Genomic DNA, 17,982 nt, shown 5'->3' with positions numbered 1-17,982 from the left:
GGCCCCCGGCTGATTCCGGCGATCCCCCGCATCGCCGGAATCAGGGGTACAGCATGTCCCCGCTCCGCCTGCGGGTCAATGGAAATACGTGTGCCCCGCCGGGCGTGGACCGCCCGGCGGGGCACACTTTCATCCGCGGAAGCCGAGGACGGCTCAGCGGTCGAAGTAGTCCGGCTGCGTCTGCACGTTGAGCTCGGGCAGCCGCACCTTCTTCGCCGGGTCCGTCCGCCGGTCGTCGAGCTTCAGGACGTCGAAGCCCTTGGCGATGTCGTTGGAGTAGATGTAGCCGTTGTAGTAGTACGCCGACCACGGGCCGGCCGTGGTGACCGCCTCCGTGGAGACCGGACCGCGCTCGAAGTACGCGATCTCCTTCGGCTCGGAGGAGTTGGTGAAGTCCCACACCGAGACGCCGCCCTGGTACCAGGCCTGGACCATCAGGTCACGGCCCTTGACCGGGATGAGCGAGCCGTTGTGCGCGACACACACCTCGGTGTCGGCCTGCGGCCGGTCGATCTTGAAGTAGCTGCGGAAGACCAGCTTGCGGTGGTCGCCCCGGCCCGTGATGTCGTAGATCCCGTCCGCGCCGCGGTTCGGGCCGATCTCGTCGTTGCACGTGGCCGCGCCGCCACCGCCGAGTTCGTCGGTGAACACGACCTTGTTCGCACCCTGGTTGAAGGTCGCGGAGTGCCAGAACGCGAAGTTCACGTTGTCCTGGACCCGGTCGATGATCTTCGGGTTCTCCGGGTCCTTGATGGAGAACAGCAGGCCGTCACCCATGCACGCCCCGGCCGCCAGGTCCTTCGAGGGCAGAACGGTGATGTCGTGGCAGCCGGTGGTCTTCGAGACGCCCGGGTTGGCCGGGGCGCCCGGGTTTCCGCCGTCCGGGAAGAGGACGGGGAAGTTCACGATGCGGGAGTCCTCGGGAGCACTGCGCGGCACCTTGATGACGGAGATCCCGTCGTGCGGGGGCCGGCAGTCCGGGAACGTGTCGTTCGGCGAGTAGGACGAGACGTACACGTAGACGTTCTTGCGCTCGGGGACGATCGTGTGGGTGTGCGAGCCGCATACCGTCTCGACAGCGGCGACGTACTTCGGGTTGCGCTTGTCGCTGATGTCGAAGACCTTCATGCCCTCCCAGGAGGACTTCTCCGTGGCCGGCTGGGTCGTGCTGGCACACGAGTTGTCGCTGCGGGAGGAGTCGGTCGACAGGAAGAGGAGATTCCCGGAGACCGAGATGTCGTTCTGCGAGCCCGGGCAGAGGACCTGGGCGACGGTCTTCGGCTTCTTCGGGTTGCGGATGTCGAAGATCCGGAAGCCGTCGTAGTTCCCGGCGTAGGCGTAGGTGCCCTGGAACGCCAGGTCGGTGTTGAGCCCCTGGAGCGCGTCCTTGGGGATGTTCGTGAGGTGCTCGATGTTGTCGCTGTGGACGATCTCGTCCACGCCGGGTATTTCACCGCTCTCGATGGCGGCCCTGGCTTCGGCCTGCTTACTCACGGATACACCGCTGCGGGTGGCGGCGGTGTCACCCGGGTCGGGTGTCGCGGCCGCGGGTCCGGCCGTGAACAGCGTGGCGATGAGCCCGGCCGCGGCTGCCGCCACACCCAGACGTCTGCGCCGCACGCTGGTGGTGTGCAACGAGGTCACTGCGTCCTCCCTTGTATCCGTCCGTCGACGAACGGTTCCTGGACTCCGGCAGTATCGTCCCTTCCATGTACACACCAACAGATGGCAACAGAGACGTAATAAAAGTTTTTGATCACCGGCCGGTGGAAGGTGTTAGGACGGTCTGCGACACACTCAAGTGGCAATGGAGGTCACCGTGCTGATGCCCCGTCGGACCACACGCGTGCGCGCGGGCGCGCTGCTGACGGCGCTCGCGGCCGTCCTCGCCCTCGGGGGCTGCGACGGGGACAGCGGCGACGGCGAGGCGAAGGCCGGGGCGGACAAGGGCTTTTCGGTCGTGGCGCCAGGGAAACCCGGTGAGCCGGCCAGGACCCTGTCGGTCGAGGAAGCGCAGAAGGCAGCCGGGGACGACACACCCAACTCCGCCGACTTCCGCTACGCCCGCATGATGATCCAGCATCACGAACAGGCCCTCGTGCTCACCGCTCTCGTTCCCACGCGCGCATCCTCCCCATCGGTCGAACGGCTCGCGAAGCGCATATCGGCGGCCCAGAAGCCGGAGATCGGCGCCATGGAGGGCTGGCTGAAGAACAACGGCGGCGACGAGCGCGAAGAGGCTCACGACCACGCGGCGATGCCCGGCATGGCGACCGACGAGCAGATCGAGCAGCTGCGCGGCGCTCGGGGCAGGAGCTTCGACCGGCTCTTCCTCGATCTGATGATCACCCACCACCAGGGCGCGGTCACCATGGCGACCGAGGCGCTCGCGGACGGCAACAACGTGCTGGTGGAGGAGATGGCCAACGACGTCGTGGCACAGCAGACCGTGGAGATCGACCGGATGCGCTCGCTGATGACCTGACGCGGCCGCGCCCGCACTCCGTGACTGCGGTCCATTCGGCCCCGCGGGCTGCGTCCGTCCGACGTAATCGGCCCCGGCCGGGGGCACGCCGCAGTCGTCGCCTGCCGATGCCCGGGGCAGTGTGGTGCGCTGAACGGGGGGCTACGGACGGGAAGAAATCGCATGTCTCGATCGGGCCGGCTCCCGAACGGCGGTGCCGCGTGAGCGCCATGCCTCCGAGTGGTTCCGGGACCGCCGCCGAGACGGCGCCGCCCTCGCGTGGGCCCAGGACCGAGGTACGCCTCGCCCTGGTGATGAACGGCGGTGTCAGCCTCGCCGTGTGGATGGGCGGAGTCGCTCACGAACTGGACCTCCTGCGCCGGGCGTCGCTCCCCGACCCCGACGACAGCGACATCGCGGAACTGGACAAGCCGGTGTTCAACCTCTGGCGAGAGCTCGCCGAGGAGGCACGGATCCAGGTCGTGATCGACATCGTCTCGGGGACATCCGCCGGCGGCATCAACGGACTCCTGCTTGCCACGTCGATCGCCCGCAGAAGCCCTCTCGCGAATCTGCGCCGCCTGTGGCGGACGTCGGCGTCGCTGGACCAGCTGCAGAAGGGGCGCCCCGAGAACAGCGTGCTCAACGGGCACTACTTCGAGCGGAAGATCTCCGAGGCGCTCAAGGAGATGCCGGACAACACGGACGCGAATGCACCGGGACAGCGTCCGGACGACCCCATCACGCTGTTCGTCACGGCCACCGCCCTGGACGGCCGGTCCAGACGCTACAAGGACAGCCTGGGGCAGTCGTTCGAGGTCAACGACCACCGGCGGTTGTACCGCTTCGAGAACCAGCCGAACGGCTCGCGCGGGGAGCACTCCCCGGGGCACGGCCCGAGGGATTTCACGGAGGACAACGACGAGATCCTCAAGCTGGCCGCCCGCGCCACCGCGGGCTTCCCCGTCGCCTTCCAGCCCGTCAGCGAGCTTCCGCTCCTGGGGCACCGGGTGATCCCGGAAACACCTGCGGGGGCGAGCAACGTCATGGACGGAGGCGTGCTCAACAACGAGCCGTTCGGGCCCGTCCTCGACGCCATCACGAGGAGGAAGGCCTCTCGCACCCCCGTGGACCGCGTGCTCATCTACATCGTGCCGTCCGGCGGGCAGCTGGCCGACGAGCGGGTCAGAGACCTTCGATGCGACGAGATCTCCTGGGCGACCGCGGGCTGGAGCGGCCTCCAGTATCCGCAGGAGGTGAACCTCCGTGCGTCCATGGAGGAGATCAGCAATCGCCTTCAGACCAGCGGCGGCCTCGCCCGCGACGAACTCTTCGGCCGCCTGCTCGGCGAGATTCTGGGGTCCTCGCCGGACGGGCAGCTGGAGGCTCATGTCACGACGGCCGCGCACAGCCTGCTGGGCGAGTACCGGCGCAGCCGCGTCAAGGCGGTGCTCCTCTCCCCTCGCCCGGCCGGCAGACACGCCGAGGAGGTGACCAGGCTGGCCTGCCTTCCGGAGACCGGCAGTGGGGCGATCAACTCCATCCTCGCCGAGAACTTCTGCTGGTATCCCCCCGGGACGGAGGACGCCGTGCTGCGTCCGGACATGGCCGTCTGGAACTGGGGCCTGATCGTCGCCGAGCGAGTGCTGCAGTGCCTGGGCAACTACATGCAGGTCAAATTCGTCACGGAGAGCAGTGAAGGTGACTCCGTGAGCCATGGCAGGACCGCCGACGCGGTGGAGACCGTCGACAGGTGCCTGATCGACGTCATGGCGATCATGGACGAGGTCGTGGCGGAACAGGACCACCGGCGTCCGCGTGGGGACGTGCCGTCGAGCGATCACGAGATCGCCGCACTCGTCCATCAGGTTTTCAGCGACCTGCGCGTACCCGAGCGGGTGGCCGAGAGGATCGGCACGGCCGTGGAGCGGTGCCATCAGGCACTGCATCCGGAGTCGGGGGCCGGCTGGGACACCGGGAAGCTGCTCTCCACCTGCCTGAAGGTGGAGATCCTCACCCAGGCGTTCGCGCCTCCGGCACTGGCCCTGGAAAAGCTGACTCCGAGGTTCCGCTTCTTGCGCATGGGACCCGACGCCGTCGGCCCGCTCTTCGACGAGGACTGGTCGAGGGATCTCGGCGACCGAAAGCTGTACGGGACCCGGTTCCGGCACTTCGGCGCCTTCGTCAGCAGTGACTGGAGGCGTTCGGACTTCCTGTGGGGGCGCCTGGACGCCGCCCACCACATGCTTCCGCTCTTCCGCAAGGAGCACCGCGAGGCCGATGTCCATCACGCCGTCCTCGCCTCGGAGACCCGCGAGGCGGGCGAGGCGGCGGCCGCGAAGATGCGTGCCCGGCTGAAGGACCTCAAGAACAGGACCGACGCACAGCTCCTGGACGACGACGGTGCCAAGTCCCTCAAGAACGCCGGGGACACCACGATCCGCATGGCCCTGAGCGACCGGTTCTTCCTGCGCACCAGCCTCCTCGCCGCATGGGCGGTCGTCTGGGAGAACTGGAAGCGGGAGGAGAAGCAGGAGACCAGGAAGATCGGAATGGCTCTGGCGAAACCGTGGATCGTGACGGCGGCGGCCGTTGCCGTGACGATGGTCCTGCTCTTCCTCGGCATCGCCCTGGCGACGCTCCTGCTGGTCGCCTGCGACGACGGCGCCCTGTCGGACGCGGCGCTCAGGACACCGCACTCGGAGCCCCGCGCCTCTCCCGGGCGGCTTGCGGAACCCGCCGCCCGGGAGAGGCCCTGACGAGCGGTCAGCCCTCGCTCGCGCGGGAGAGGCCCTGAGCGGTCAGCCCTCGCCGAGACGTCCGGCCTGCATGTCCACGGCGCCGAGGACGCTGTCCAGCAGGCCGGGGAAGAGGGCGTCCAGATCTTCCTTGCGCACACAGCTCAGCTTGGCCGTGCCGCGGTAGAACTGCGTGATGACGCCGTTCTCGCGGAGCACCCTGAAGTGGTGCGTGGTGGTGGACTTGGACACCGGGAGGTCGAAGCGGGAACAGGCCTGCTCGTCCGCCGCGCCGGCCAGCTGGCGCACGATCCGCAGCCTGACCGGATCGGAGAGCGCGTGGAGTACGCCCTCGACGCGGATCTCCTCGCGCGAGGGGTGGGCGAGTACGCGAGCGGCGTTGGTCGTCACGGTGGCTCCACTTCGTACAGGGGCTCTCATTGTACGAGAGTTGTCGTAGTTCTAGCCACGGGCCGCTGTCACGAGCCGGACGCGCGGGCTGCCGTCCGGCCTCCGGCCGAACTCCTCCAGCGGCAGGAGCCGCACCGTGAACCCGGTCCGCACCAGGTCGTCCACGACACCGTCGAGCGGGAAGGTGCGGTAGTACATGACGAAGGGCGGGCGCCACAGCGCGTTGCGCACCCGCATGGCCACGTCGAAACCGAGCAGCGACCAGTAGGCCGCGGAGCCGACCGCGGGCGGCGCGCCCACCGGGAAGACGAACAGACCGCCCGGCCGCAGTGCCGCGTACACCTGGCCGAACAGGGCCGGGCGCTCCTTCGGAAGGAAGTGGCCGAACGCCCCGAAGCTCAGGGCCAGGTCGAAGGCGCGCGAGAACGGCAGCGCCAGGGCGTCGGCCCGGACCCAGTCCACCGCCGGGCCGCCCGCGTCCGCCGTGTGTGCGGACCGGGCGACGTCGAGCATCCCGGCGCTGAAGTCGATGCCGGTGACCCGTTCCCGGCACAGCCCGCGCAGCACGCCCGCACCGGCACCCGTGCCGCAGCAGACGTCCAGGCCGCGGTCGAACGGCCCGAGGGGCCGCACCGCGTCGGCGACGGCCCGGAGCACCCGGTCCGGGGTCCTGTACGGCGTCCGGTCGAACTTGGGGGCGAGCAGGTCGTATCCGCGCATCGTCGAGGAGAACGCCTGGACGGCCAGTTCGCGCAGCGTGGGGCCCTGAGGAGTGAACATCGCGGATCAGCGTACCCACAGAGGTGGTGTCACACCGCGTAACCGTACTGTTCGGGCGCCCCGACGTCGCCGCCGAGCGCGCGCGAGGCGTTGCGGGCGAAGTAGGGATCGCGCAGCAGTTCGCGGCCGAGCAGGACGGCGTCGGCGCTGCCGTCGGCAAGGATCTTCTCGGCCTGCACGGGGTCGGTGATGAGCCCGACGGCCGCGACCGGGAGGCCTGTCTCGGTGCGGACCCGCTCGGCGAACGGCACCTGGTAGCCGGACTCCACGGGGATCCGCGCCTTCGGTGCCAGTCCACCGGTGGAGACGTCCAGCAGGTCGACGCCGTGTGCGAGCAGCCTGCGCGCGAGTCGGACGGTGTCGTCCGCCGTCCAGCCCTCGCGCGGGTCGTCCTCGTTCTCGGTCAGCCAGTCGGTGGCGGAGACGCGGAAGAACAGCGGGAGCTCCTCCGGCCACACGGCGCGCACGGCGTCCACCACCTCGAGGGCGAAGCGCGTCCGGTTCTCGAAGGAGCCGCCGTAGGCGTCGGTGCGGTGGTTGCTGTGCGGGGAGAGGAACTCCCCGATGAGGTAGCCGTGCGCCCCGTGGATCTCCGCGACCTGGAAGCCCGCGTCGAGCGCCCGGCGGGCGGCGTCGGCGAACTGGCCGACGACCTGCTGGATGTCCTCGACGCTCAGCTCGTCGGGCACCGTGTGGCCCTCGTCGTACGCGAGGGGGCTCGGGGCGATCGGCGTCCAGCCCTCGGGCTCACCGGCGCCGATGGGGGCTCCGCCGCGCCAGGGCAGGCCGGTCGACGCCTTGCGTCCGGCGTGGGCGAGCTGGATGCCGGGGACGGTGCCCTGCCCGCTCAGGAAGGCGGTGATCGGGCGGAACGCCTCCACCTGCCGGTCGTTCCAGATGCCGAGGTCCGCGGGGCTGATCCGGCCCTCCGGGCTCACCGCGGTGGCTTCCACCAGGACGAGGCCGGTGCCGCCGGCCGCGCGGGAGGCGTAGTGCGCGAAGTGCCAGTCGTTGGCCGCACCCGTGCCGGGGCCGGTCGCCTCCGCGCTGTACTGGCACATCGGGGCCATCCAGATGCGGTTCGGAATGGACAACGACCGCAGGTCGTAGGGCTCGAACAGTGCGCTCACAGGGGGCTCCGATTCCTCGGGACGCGACGGGCGGCGCGACGGTCCGGGCAGGCCGGGCCGTCGCGTCGTACGAATTTCACCGTACTACGAGAATCACCGTACTACGGCGATCGTCGAATTACGAGGCGGCCCGTACGGGCTCCCACCGCCGTCACCTCCCGGGCCGCAGCCGGCGCCGGAGCCGGATGTCCGCATCGGCCCCGTACATCTGGCTCCAGCTGCGTCCGCCTCCCGACGTCCACGTCACCTGGACGTTCGCCCCGTCCGTCCGCACGGCCTGCACCGTCATGAGACGGTCCCCGTCCCGTACGTCGCCGCGCAGCAGCTCTCGCGCCTTGACGGTGACGGGCTCCCCCGACCGGGCGCTCTCCGCCTCGGCGGCCGCGGCCACGAGGGCCGCGGCCAGTTCCCTGGCCGCGGCCGGGGAACAGGACCAGGAGGCGCCCGCAGGGTGGCCGTCGATCAGGAGGCCGACCTGGAGAGGCCCCTGCTCGGGCCCGGGGGCCACCTCCAGCGTCGCGCCGTGTCCCTCGGTGTCCCTGATCTCGATGCTCATCCCTGCCGCCTCCTCGTCCCGCTCCGGTCAGCTCAGCCGGAGACTCTCCGGCGGGCCCAGATGGCTGGGCTTGAGGCCGCCGGTGTCCACCACGAGGTTCTGGAGTACCACGGTCGGGTCGACCATCCAGAATTTCAGCACGTGGACCCCGGTCCTGCCGATGCGGTGCGTGGTGGCGGTGCGGTTGACGTTGTCCGAGGTGTTGCGCGCCCACTGCGGGTTCATGGTGCCGTCGTCGGAGCCCGTGATCTCGGTGATGTTGACGGACTGCGGCGCGTCCTCGTCGAAGGAGACGGCGTACGTGAGCCCGTCGCCGGCCAGGGCGTTGTTACGGGGCGAGAGGTACGCCCAGACCGTGACCGGCCCGGTCGTGAACAGGCTGACCCGGTACTCCAGCCGCGGCCCCCGGCCGCCCGGCGCCTGGCGTGCCGCGGTGACCGGGAAGGGCTCCATGCCCGCTCCGGTGCGGCCGATGCCGGGAATGCGCCGCCAGGAAATTCCGTCCCGGCCGACCGCCCGGTGGAAGTGGTCGGCCTCGACGGAGACGTATCCGTTGGCCTCGACGAATCCTTCGAGCCGCGTCCGCTCCAGTCTGGGCCGGTCGACCACGGCCCGGACGACGACCTCGCTGCCTCCGGGGCCGGACACCGTGACGGGAACCCGCGTCACCCCCTTCGGAGCGCGCGACCAGTCGACCCGGAAGGTGACCCGGGTCTGCGCGTCCACCCGTCCCCGGGTCCGGTCGGCGATCAGCCAGGAGGCTCCCGTACGGATGCGGAAGTCGAAGGGCTCGGTGCCGCGGTTGAACACCTCGACGTACTGCGCGGGCTGGCTCTGGTACGGGCTGAACACCGGGAGCACCGCTTCGGCGCCGCCCCCGCCGGACCCCGGCCACCAGTCCGGCGAGCCGTCGACGGCCACGCCCATCTCCGCCCTGTGCGGGAGCTCGATCCGCCGCACGGCGGGGAAGATCTCGTCGGCGATCGCCACGTTGTCCAGCTCGGGCTGCTGCCAGGGGGCGTTGGGCCCGTAGCGGTCGACATCGCCGTACCCGATGTGCGGCTGGGTCTGGAAACCCTCCCATTTGCCTCCGGCCACCTCGGTGTTGAACCGCTCGGCGAGGGCGAGGTCCTCCGCGAGGCCGGCCTCGGCGGTGGCCGCGAGCTGGTTGGTCAGGGCGCGGCCCTGGGGCGCGTAGTGGAGGTTGGTGAACTCCGCCTCCCGCAGGGTGTAGAGGTTGGCGGTCGCCTGCACCGCGTATCCGACGAGCTCGTACCAGGAGTCCTGGGCGGACGCGGGCAGCACCCGGCGGACGCGGTCGGCGGCCGCAGCCAGGCGCTGCCAGTCCTCGGTGACCCGCTCCAGCTCGCGGTAGTCGACGATGCTGAAGGGTGTGGCCCGGTCGTCGTAGGTGACTGCGGAGGAGTCCGTCGCCGGATCCTTGGCGGGGTCGAGGGTGATCTTCCTGTTGAGCAGCTCGGGCTTGCGGCGGGACTGCAGCCGGGCGTACGTCCGCAGGATCCCGGCGATCTCCTCCGCCTGCCGCTCGCCGAAGTTCTGCGCGGCGTACCGCTCCTCCCACTCCGCGAGCGCCTCCAGGGGCCAGCGGCCGGGGTCCCAGGCGTACTCCAGGAAGAACTGGGTGGGCAGCTCGTTGCCCTTGAGGTCGCCCACGTTGGTGACCCAGAGTCCGTGGTTGCCGTACGCCGCGCTCTGGTGGAGCTGGTCCCACATGTTGGGGAGCGAGGCGGTGTCGACCCACTTGTAGTTCCGGCCCACCCCGACGTAGTCGAAGTGGTAGTAGAGCCCGTAACCGCCGCCGCGGGGGTCGTTCTCCAGATCCGGCAGCTTGCGGACGTTGGCCCAGTTGTCGTCGGTGAGGACGACGGTGATGTCGTCCGGGACGCGGAGTCCGCGGTCCCAGTAGTGCTGGACCTCCTTGTAGAGGGTCCACACCTGCGGGACAGCGTCCGGTGCGCCCAGTTCGTCGGCGAGGATCTCGCGCTGGGTGGCGATGATCTCCGTCATCAGCTCGATGCCGTCGCCGTCGGGCAGGCTGACGTCGCCGTTCCCACGCATGCCGAGGGTGACCACGCCCTCGAAGTCCTCGTCGGCCATGCGGCGGACACCCTCCCGCCAGTAGGCCCTGATGGCCTCGGCGTTGCGGCGGAAGGACCACTCGCCGGTGCCGCCGTAGGGGTCGTGGCCACGCTTGGTGATGTTTCCCTCGCTGTCGCGCACGGCGGCGACGGCGTGCCGGTTCCACTCCTCGATGCCCCGCATCATGGGCGCCTCGTGCGAGGTGCCCATGACGACGCCGTAGGCCTTCGCGGTGGCGTGGTTCTCCGGGTCGTCCTCGGCGAAGGCGCGCCCCCAGACGGCGGGCCAGAGGTAGTTGGCCTTGAGGCGCAGCATCACCTCGAAGATCTTGGCGTAGAAGCCGGCGTTGAACCCGCCTTCGAAGCCGGGCGCCTTGCCGGGACCGAAGAAGGCGGGTGCCCACGTGCCCAGGGCAGGATTCTCGTCGTTGATGAAGAACCCCCGGTACTTCACGGCGGGGGTGCCCTGGCTGTGCAGGCCGGGCAGGACGTACAGCGCGTCCCGGCGGACGGGGGCGACGTCGTCCCACCAGTACCAGGGCGAGACCCCGATGCCCCGGGAGACGTCGTACGCGCCGAAGATCGTGCCGCGCTGGTCGCTGCCCGCGATGACGAACGCGCGGTCCACCCCCGGCAGTGGCTTCTCCACGACGGTCTGGAGGCTGGTCTCCCACCGGTCCGTGATCCCGGAGGCCTTGAGCCTGCCGGCGGAGATCAGGCCGTCGATCAGCGGGCTGCGGCCGATGGTGCCCACGAGGACGATCTCGCGGCCCCGCGGTGCCGCGTTCCGCGCGAGCGCGGGGCGCACGCCGGTGACGCGCTCGATGTCGTCCCTGAGGTCACCGGCCACCCGGAGGACGCCGTCGTAGTCCGTGTCGCTGACCACGATCGGGGCAGCTCTGCCGTCCCTGACCAGGGGGAAGGCGCCGGGTCGGGGCGTGAACGAGATGTACGCGCCGGGATCGGTGGGCCGGACCGCCCCGGATCCGCCGCCACCGGACGGAGCCGCGGCGGTCTCGGGGGCCAGTCCCATCAGCGATCCGAGCGGCGTCGCCGTGAGCGCCGTGAACCCGAGACCCGCCCCGAGGACCGATCTGCGGCTGGTGTGCTTGTCCATGCTGCTCTCCCATTTTGTTCACACACATGACAAATTGGAGGGGCGTGAGCCCCTGACAGGGTCTTCGATGCGGGGTGACGGCGTCAGTCGACGACACCGGGCGCCGCGGCGGGCGCCGGCCCGGCGGCAGGCACCGGTCCGCCCCCGTCCTCCCCGGATGCGGGGGACAGCGCGGCCACGATCGCGTCGGCGGTGTCGTCGGGCTCGGGGCCGATCAGGCCGACGACGACGTACACGACCAGCGAGGTGACCAGCGGCGTGACGATCACGAGCGTCTGGTCCGTACTGTCCAGCACGAACTTCACCACGAGGTACCCGAGCAGCCCCAGCGCCCAGGAGGAGAGTGCGGCCCGCGGCCCGAACCGGCGGAAGGCGGGCAGCAGCCCCAGCAGCATGGGGATGGATATGGGGCCCATCACGGCCGCGACCAGCCCGACGATGATGCCCAGCACCCCTCCGAAGTGGTCGGCCTCGATCGCGACGATCATGCTGATGCCGATGAAGACCACCGTGCACACCCGGGCGACGAGCAGCCCGGTCGCCGGGGACAGGTCGCGGGCCCGGCGGACCACGGCGGGGATGATGTCGCGGGTGACGACCGCGGAGACCGCGTTCGCGTCCGAGGAGGCCATCGCCATGGTGTGGGAGAACATCCCGGCAAGCGTCAGCCCGACGAGCCCCGCGGGCAGGTAGGACTCCGCCATCAGCGCGTAGACCTTCTCGGGTTCCGCGATGTCCGGCAGCAGCACCGCCGCCGCGACGGGCGGGAACAGCAGCACGGCCGGCCAGACGACGTACAGCAGGGCCGAGAGCCCCGCCGAACGGCGGGCGGCCTTCGGGGAGTCCGTGGCCATGTACCGCTGGGCCAGGTTCCACATGCCGCCGTTGTACTCGAAGAGCTTCACGACGACGTACGCCCCGAGGAAGGTCGCCGTGTACGGACCGACGAGCGGCTGTGCGTGTCCTTCGGGCAGCCTGTCCCAGAGGGTGGCCAGACCCGCCGGGCCGTCACCGAGCCGGTCCAGTACGACCCAGAGCATGGCGAGCGCGGCGGCTCCCTGGACGACGAACTGACCGAAGTCGGTGAGCGCGTCGGCCCACAGGCCGCCCACCGTGCAGTAGAGCAGGGTCACGGTGCCGGTGATCAGGATGCCCGTGGTCATCGACATGCCGGTGAACACGTTGAGCAGCACGGCCACGGAGGCCCATTTCGCGGCGACGTCGAACACCTTGAGCAGCGCCCCGCTCCAGGCGAGGGCCTGCTGGGTGGGTACGTCGTAGCGCTTGGCGAGGTATTCGAGGGGCGAGGCGACGTCGTAGCGCCGCCTCAGCCGCTGCCAGCGCGGGGCGAACAGCCAGGCGCCCACCGCGGTGCCGAACGCGAGCGGCAGGAAGGCCCAGACGTAGACGGTGATGCCGTAGCTGTAGGCGATGGCCGCGTACGCGACGAACACGGCCGCGCTGTACCCGGACATGTGGTGGGAGATTCCGGAGAGCCACCAGGGCATCCGGCCGCCTCCGGTGAAGTAGTCGCTCACGTCGCCGACACGGCGGTGCGACCAGAGGCCGATGAGCAGCATCACCAGGAAATAGCCGCCCAGGGCGGCCCAGTCGAGCGGGGCCATCAGAACTCCTCGGTGTACGGGGGGTGGCCGCGGCGGCCGGCGGGGAACCGGCGGCCCCGGCGGATCACCAGCGGGGCGTCTTCTTCTCGTAGGAGGGGTCGATCCGGCGCATGTAGCCGGTGTCGTCACGGTTGCGGAGTCCGCACGCGATGTACTGCTCGTGCAGCCGGGCGAGGGCGTCCCGGTCCAGTTCGACGCCGAGACCGGGCCCCCGGGGGACGCGGACCGCGCCGTCGGCGAAGGTGAGCGGGCCGGGGACCACGACCTCCTCGGTCTTCCACGGCCAGTGGGTGTCGCAGGCGTAGGTGAGGTTCGGCGTGGCGGCCGCCAGGTGGGTCATCGCGGCCAGGCTGATACCCAGATGCGAGTTGGAGTGCATCGAGAGCCCCATCCCGAAGGTGTCGCAGATCCCGGAGAGGAGCCGGGAGCGGTGCAGACCTCCCCAGTAGTGGTGGTCCGACAGCACGACCTGGACCGATCCCCGCTCGACCGCGGGCGCCAGGTGGTCGAAGGCGACGACGCACATGTTGGTGGCGAGCGGGATCGCCGTCTCCCGCGCGACCGCGGCCATCCCGTCGAGATCGGGGGTCGGGTCCTCCAGGTACTCCAGGACGCCCTCCAGGCGGCGGGCCACCCCGACCGATGTGTCCACGCTCCAGGCCGCGTTGGGGTCGAGCCGCAACGGCATGCCGGGGAACGCGTCGCGCAGGGCGAGGACCGCCTCGGCCTCCTCCTCGGGAGGCCGCACCCCGCCCTTCAACTTGACGGCCGAGAAGCCGTACTGGTCGATCATGCGCCGGGCCTGGGCGACGATGCCCTCGGGATCCAGGGCCTCGCCCCAGTCGTCGGGTTCCGCCCCGGGGTGGCCGGCCCACTTGTAGAAGAGGTAGGCGCTGAAGGGGACGGTGTCCCGTACGGCGCCGCCGAGCAGGTCGCTGACGGGGCGGCCCGCCGCCTTGCCCTGGATGTCCAGGCAGGCCACCTCGAACGGGGAGAAGACCCGGTCGACGGCGCTGCTCGTGGTGATCATCCCGGTGAGCCCGGACCCGCCGGTCCCGTTGTCGTCCACCAGCGCCCCGGCCACCTTGCGGTGCATGGCGCCGAGCGCGTACACGTCCATACCGGTGATCGCGTCCGCGGCCGCCCGCAGCCGGCGCAGGTGCCCGTCGTCCGCGTAGGTCTCGCCGAGGCCGGCCGGGCCGTCGCCCGTGTCCACCTCGACGACCGCTCGCAGCGCGAAGGGCTCGTGCACACCGACCGCGTTCAGCAGCGCCGGGTCCCTGAAGGCAACCGGAGTGATGCGCACTCCGGTGATCCGGAGGTCCGTCGTCATCCGTCGCCTCTTCCGTACCGGTGGGGTGGTCGTGGGTCAGCGCCGGCCGGCGGCGAGCGCCAGGGTCTGGCGCAGGGTGCCGTAGGCGGGCTTGGGGGCGTAGTCCTCGTCGAGGATGTTGGCCGCGCCCTGGCCGGGGAAGGTGTCCGGCACCCAGGAGTAGGTGTCGGTGAAGCCCCAGACGGTGAAGTCGTTGCAGCCGGGAGTGAGGAGGCAGCCGCGCAGGAGGACGCCGTAGCCCTCGGCCTGGGCCTCCAGCTTCGTGCTGTCGGCCGGCAGGGGGATCCGGACGTCGGCCTCGGTGATCGCGGTCTCCAGGCCGAGGCGGTCGAAGCGCAGCATGTTGTCGGCGATGTCGTGCGGTGCGCTGTACTGCACGCCCAGGTGACCCTGGATCCCGACGCCGTGGACCGGCACACGCTGTTCGCGCAGGGTGGTGACCAGCTCGTGGAGGGCGGTGCTCTTCGCGTTGACGCCCTCGATGTTGTAGTCGTTGATGAACAGGCGGGCCTTCGGGTCCGCCTGGTGCGCCCAGCGGAAGGCGTCGGCGATGTAGCCGGGGCCCAGCTTCCGCAGCCAGATGCTGTCCCTCATCGTTCCGTCGTCGTCGAAGGCCTCGTTGACGACGTCCCACTGCCAGATCCGGCCCTTGAAGTGGGTGACCTGGTCGGTGATGTGCCGGTGCAGGATCTCCCGCAGCTCCCCGGCGGTGAAGTCGCCCTCGGTCAGCCAGGCGGGCAGCTGGCTGTGCCACACCAGGGTGTGCCCGCGGACCAGTTGCCTGTTCTTCTCGGCGAAGTCGACGAGTCCGTCTGCGGCAGCCCAGTCGTAGGTGCCCCGCTCCGGCTCCACCGCCTCCCACTTCATGACGTTCTCCGGGGTGACGGAGGAGAACTCTCCTACGACCCCTGCCCGGTAGGGCGCGTCGCCGGAGAGAGCGGTGGTGTCGACGGCGGTGCCGATGCGCAGTCCGGCCTTCTTGCCGAGGGCTGCGAGGGTCTGCGGGGCCGGGGCATGGCTCCGGCCGCCGTGCCGCCCGGTGTCAGCCGTGGTGGCGGAAGCGCTGGAGAGGGTGAACGCCGGGACGAGGAGGACGGCGGCCACGGAACCCACCGCGACGGAGCGAATTGTCTTGAGCATGACAGATGCCTTTCCGTGATGACACGTGGAAGCGGAACCGCCGGCCGAGCACACCGGGGGGCGGCCCTCGAAACTTTCGACATCTCCCCGCGCACCCCTCGGGGGGTGCGCGGGACGGGCGTGCGGGGAGCCTCGGCCCCCCGCACGTCACTTCTGCGCGAGCGGTGCGTCGACCGACGTGTCGCAGACCATGCGGCGCCGGTGACCGACGGTGCGCTCCGGTCCGGTGAGGCGCAGCCGTACGGTGTGCTTGACGTCGGCCGCATCGCTGGAGGCCGCGAAGCGCAGCTCCAGGTCACCGGGCTCGACGATGCGGCGCCCGCCCGTCCCGGTGAAGGAGACCAGGTCCGGGTGGAAGCGGAAGCTGACCCGCCGGGACTCCCCCGCGGCGAGCGGAACCCGGGCGTACCCGATCAGCCGCACCTCGGGACGCGTGGTCTGGGCCACCGGGTCGTGGACGTAGAGCTGGACCACTTCGGCCCCGTCGTGGTCCCCCGTGTTGCGGACCGTGACCGCGAGTTCGGCCTCTCCGTCGGTGGGCAGCTCGGCCGGCACGTCGGCGTCGGCCTCCCAGGCGAACGAGGTGTACGAGAGCCCGTGCCCGAACGGATAGAGCGGCGTCGGGTCCAGGTTGCTGACCCCGTTCGCCAGGCCGAGCGGGGGCTGCAGATAGGTCCACGGCTGCCCTCCGGTTCCTCGGGGTACACCCACGGGAAGACGCCCGGACGGGTTGACCCGCCCCGAGAGCACGCCGGCGAGCGCCGGGCCGCCCTCCTCGCCCGGGAAGAACGCCTGCACGCAGCCGGCCAGCCGGTCCGCCCGGCCGCCGAGCGCGTACGTACGACCTGTCAGCAGCACCAGGACGACCGGGGTGCCGGTCGCGAGCAGCGCGTCCAGGAGCTCGCCCTGGAGGCCGGGCAGCGCGAGGTCGGCCACGTCGCAGCCCTCGCCGGAGGTGCCGCGGCCGAAGAGTCCGGCGCGGTCGCCGAGAACGGCCACGCAGACGTCGGCCCCGGCCGCCAGCGCGGTGGCCGCCCCGATGCCCCCGGCGTCCGTGCCGTCCACGTCGCAGCCCTGCGCGTAGTCGATCCCGGCCCCGGGGAACTCCTCGCGGAGCGCCTCCAGCACCGTGGGGATGACGATGCCCATGGGCGCCTCGGGGTGCTGGACCCCGACGTGGCTCGGGAAGGAGTAGCAGCCGAGCATGGCCAGCGGGTCGTCGGCGCGCGGTCCGACGACCGCGATCCGTCCGGTGCCGCTCAGCGGTAGTGCGCCCCCGGGGTTGGACAGCAGGACGCAGGACCGCTCGGCGAGCAGCCGGGCCAGGGCCCGGTTCTGCGGCGGGTCGAGGTCCACCGTGCCGCGCGCCTGCTCCGGATCGACGCCCTTGAGCACGGCGGGCAGTGGCTGCCGGCCGGGGTCCAGCAGTCCGAGCTCGCACTTCTGCAGGAGGACCCTGTGCAGAGCACGGTCCACCAGCTCCTCGGTGACGGAGCCGTCGCGTACGGCGGCGACCAGCGCGTCACCGTAGCTGCGCACGGTGGGGAGCTCGATGTCCACGCCGGCCGTCAGGGCGAGGCGGGCGGCGTCGCCGCGGTTCTCGGCGACCCTGTGCAGGGTCTCCAGGAAGCCGATGCCGAAGTAGTCGGCGACGACCGTGCCGCTGAAGCCCCAGGTGTCGCGGAGAAGTCCGGTGAGGAGCGACGGGTCGGCGGCCACCGGGACCCCGTCGATCTCGGCGTACGAGTGCATCACCGAACGGGCGCCGCCCTCACGTACCGCCATCTCGAACGGCGGCAGGATCACGTCGGCCATCTCCCGCGCGCCGGCCCGGACCGGGGAGAGGTTGCGTGCGCCGGCCGACGCGGAGTAGCCCGCGAAGTGCTTGAGCGTGGCGACGATCCCCGCTGATTCCAGGCCCTTCACGTAGGCGGTGGCGACGGTGGCGACGAGATACGGGTCCTCGCCGATCGTCTCCTCGACACGCCCCCAGCGCAGATCCCGCACGACGTCCAGGACGGGGGCGAGCCCCTGATGGATGCCGACCGACCGCATGTCGCTGCCGATCCGGTGCGCCATCTCCGCGACCAGCTCCGGGTCCCAGGCCGCCCCCCAGGCGAGCGGGACCGGGTAGGCGGTCGCCCCCCACGCGGTGAATCCGGCCAGGCACTCCTCGTGGGCGACGGCCGGGATCCCGAACCGGCCCGCCTCCACGATCCGGGCCTGGGCCCTGGCCAGCGAGACGGCTCCGACGCCCGGGTCCACCGGGGCGGTTCCGAACGGCCGGGTGAGCTGGCCGAGTCCGCGGGTGGTGATGTCCTCGAAGTCGACCGGATCGACCATGTCGTTCTGGTGCGGTGCGACTCCGTCGCCCTCCGCGTCGGCACCCACCCAGATTCCGTAGAGCTGGGCGGCCTTCTCCTCGAGCGTCATCCGGGCCGACAGGTCGGCCACCCTCGTCTCGGGGCTGAGGGAAGGGTCGCGCCACGGACCGTCGACGGCGGAGGGCGGATCGGTCTTGCGGGCCTGCGGGACGGGGTGGATCGCCATGGCGGCAGGGGTTCCTCTCATGAGTGCGGTGGTCCGGGG

At 70.8% G+C, this 17,982-nt stretch carries 12 protein-coding genes; 2 read left to right on the top strand and 10 right to left on the bottom strand.

Translation table 11 applies throughout. The features are described from left to right. Positions 1 to 153 precede the first annotated feature (153 nt). Entirely contained in the window at positions 154 to 1,644 is a 1,491-nt protein-coding gene (locus tag ACFUNE_RS09395) for an LVIVD repeat-containing protein (RefSeq protein WP_383564376.1), read from the bottom strand. A gap of 181 nt (positions 1,645 to 1,825) precedes the next feature. Here ACFUNE_RS09395 and ACFUNE_RS09390 point away from each other — a divergent pair, with 181 nt between their 5' ends. Then, complete coding sequence (locus ACFUNE_RS09390; protein ID WP_383564981.1) at positions 1,826 to 2,485, top strand: DUF305 domain-containing protein; 660 nt, start codon at positions 1,826 to 1,828, stop codon at positions 2,483 to 2,485. 209 nt (positions 2,486 to 2,694) lie between these two features. Continuing rightward, positions 2,695 to 5,223: a patatin-like protein gene (locus ACFUNE_RS09385; RefSeq protein WP_383564979.1), complete on the top strand. Its 2,529-nt coding sequence runs from the start codon at positions 2,695 to 2,697 to the stop codon at positions 5,221 to 5,223. Between the two features lie 42 nt (positions 5,224 to 5,265). Here ACFUNE_RS09385 and ACFUNE_RS09380 read toward each other — a convergent pair whose 3' ends face one another. The 9 genes from ACFUNE_RS09380 to ACFUNE_RS09340 form a co-directional block, all read right to left on the bottom strand. After that, a complete protein-coding gene (locus ACFUNE_RS09380; protein WP_383564374.1) occupies positions 5,266 to 5,643 on the bottom strand; it encodes an ArsR/SmtB family transcription factor in 378 nt (125 codons plus the stop codon). Positions 5,644 to 5,664: 21 nt separating this feature from the next. Then, entirely contained in the window at positions 5,665 to 6,393 is a 729-nt protein-coding gene (locus ACFUNE_RS09375; protein ID WP_383564372.1) for a class I SAM-dependent methyltransferase, read from the bottom strand. A 29-nt stretch (positions 6,394 to 6,422) separates the two neighbouring features. Next, positions 6,423 to 7,523: an NADH:flavin oxidoreductase/NADH oxidase gene (locus ACFUNE_RS09370; RefSeq protein ID WP_383564370.1), complete on the bottom strand. Its 1,101-nt coding sequence runs from the start codon at positions 7,521 to 7,523 to the stop codon at positions 6,423 to 6,425. Positions 7,524 to 7,674: 151 nt separating this feature from the next. Continuing rightward, positions 7,675 to 8,079: a hypothetical protein gene (locus ACFUNE_RS09365; protein ID WP_383564368.1), complete on the bottom strand. Its 405-nt coding sequence runs from the start codon at positions 8,077 to 8,079 to the stop codon at positions 7,675 to 7,677. 27 nt (positions 8,080 to 8,106) lie between these two features. After that, positions 8,107 to 11,295 carry a glycosyl hydrolase 115 family protein gene (locus ACFUNE_RS09360; protein WP_383564366.1) on the bottom strand — a complete coding sequence of 1,063 codons (3,189 nt, stop codon included), beginning with the start codon at positions 11,293 to 11,295 and terminating at the stop codon, positions 8,107 to 8,109. Positions 11,296 to 11,378: 83 nt separating this feature from the next. Continuing rightward, a complete protein-coding gene (locus ACFUNE_RS09355; RefSeq protein WP_383564364.1) occupies positions 11,379 to 12,920 on the bottom strand; it encodes a sodium:solute symporter family protein in 1,542 nt (513 codons plus the stop codon). A gap of 64 nt (positions 12,921 to 12,984) precedes the next feature. Next, positions 12,985 to 14,253, bottom strand: coding sequence for a glucarate dehydratase family protein (locus ACFUNE_RS09350; RefSeq protein WP_383564362.1), 1,269 nt, complete (start codon positions 14,251 to 14,253; stop codon positions 12,985 to 12,987). A gap of 36 nt (positions 14,254 to 14,289) precedes the next feature. Next, positions 14,290 to 15,393 carry an endo-1,4-beta-xylanase gene (locus tag ACFUNE_RS09345; protein ID WP_383564360.1) on the bottom strand — a complete coding sequence of 368 codons (1,104 nt, stop codon included), beginning with the start codon at positions 15,391 to 15,393 and terminating at the stop codon, positions 14,290 to 14,292. A gap of 147 nt (positions 15,394 to 15,540) precedes the next feature. Next, positions 15,541 to 17,943: a glycoside hydrolase family 3 N-terminal domain-containing protein gene (locus tag ACFUNE_RS09340; RefSeq protein ID WP_383564358.1), complete on the bottom strand. Its 2,403-nt coding sequence runs from the start codon at positions 17,941 to 17,943 to the stop codon at positions 15,541 to 15,543. Positions 17,944 to 17,982 lie beyond the last annotated feature (39 nt).

The sequence above is a fragment of the Streptomyces sp. NPDC057287 genome, from assembly GCF_042667905.1.
In the GTDB taxonomy this organism is placed as follows: Bacteria; Actinomycetota; Actinomycetes; order Streptomycetales; family Streptomycetaceae; genus Streptomyces.
This window is presented reverse-complemented; position numbering and strand designations above follow the sequence as displayed.

Coding starts and splice junctions, on each gene's coding strand:
- ACFUNE_RS09355 (WP_383564364.1), bottom strand. CDS start 12,920: ATGGCCCCGCTCGACTGGGCCGCCCTGGGCGGCTATTTCCTGGTGATG.
- ACFUNE_RS09375 (WP_383564372.1), bottom strand. CDS start 6,393: ATGTTCACTCCTCAGGGCCCCACGCTGCGCGAACTGGCCGTCCAGGCG.
- ACFUNE_RS09345 (WP_383564360.1), bottom strand. CDS start 15,393: ATGCTCAAGACAATTCGCTCCGTCGCGGTGGGTTCCGTGGCCGCCGTC.
- ACFUNE_RS09380 (WP_383564374.1), bottom strand. CDS start 5,643: ATGAGAGCCCCTGTACGAAGTGGAGCCACCGTGACGACCAACGCCGCT.
- ACFUNE_RS09390 (WP_383564981.1), top strand. CDS start 1,826: ATGCCCCGTCGGACCACACGCGTGCGCGCGGGCGCGCTGCTGACGGCG.
- ACFUNE_RS09365 (WP_383564368.1), bottom strand. CDS start 8,079: ATGAGCATCGAGATCAGGGACACCGAGGGACACGGCGCGACGCTGGAG.
- ACFUNE_RS09360 (WP_383564366.1), bottom strand. CDS start 11,295: ATGGACAAGCACACCAGCCGCAGATCGGTCCTCGGGGCGGGTCTCGGG.
- ACFUNE_RS09385 (WP_383564979.1), top strand. CDS start 2,695: ATGCCTCCGAGTGGTTCCGGGACCGCCGCCGAGACGGCGCCGCCCTCG.
- ACFUNE_RS09350 (WP_383564362.1), bottom strand. CDS start 14,253: ATGACGACGGACCTCCGGATCACCGGAGTGCGCATCACTCCGGTTGCC.
- ACFUNE_RS09340 (WP_383564358.1), bottom strand. CDS start 17,943: ATGGCGATCCACCCCGTCCCGCAGGCCCGCAAGACCGATCCGCCCTCC.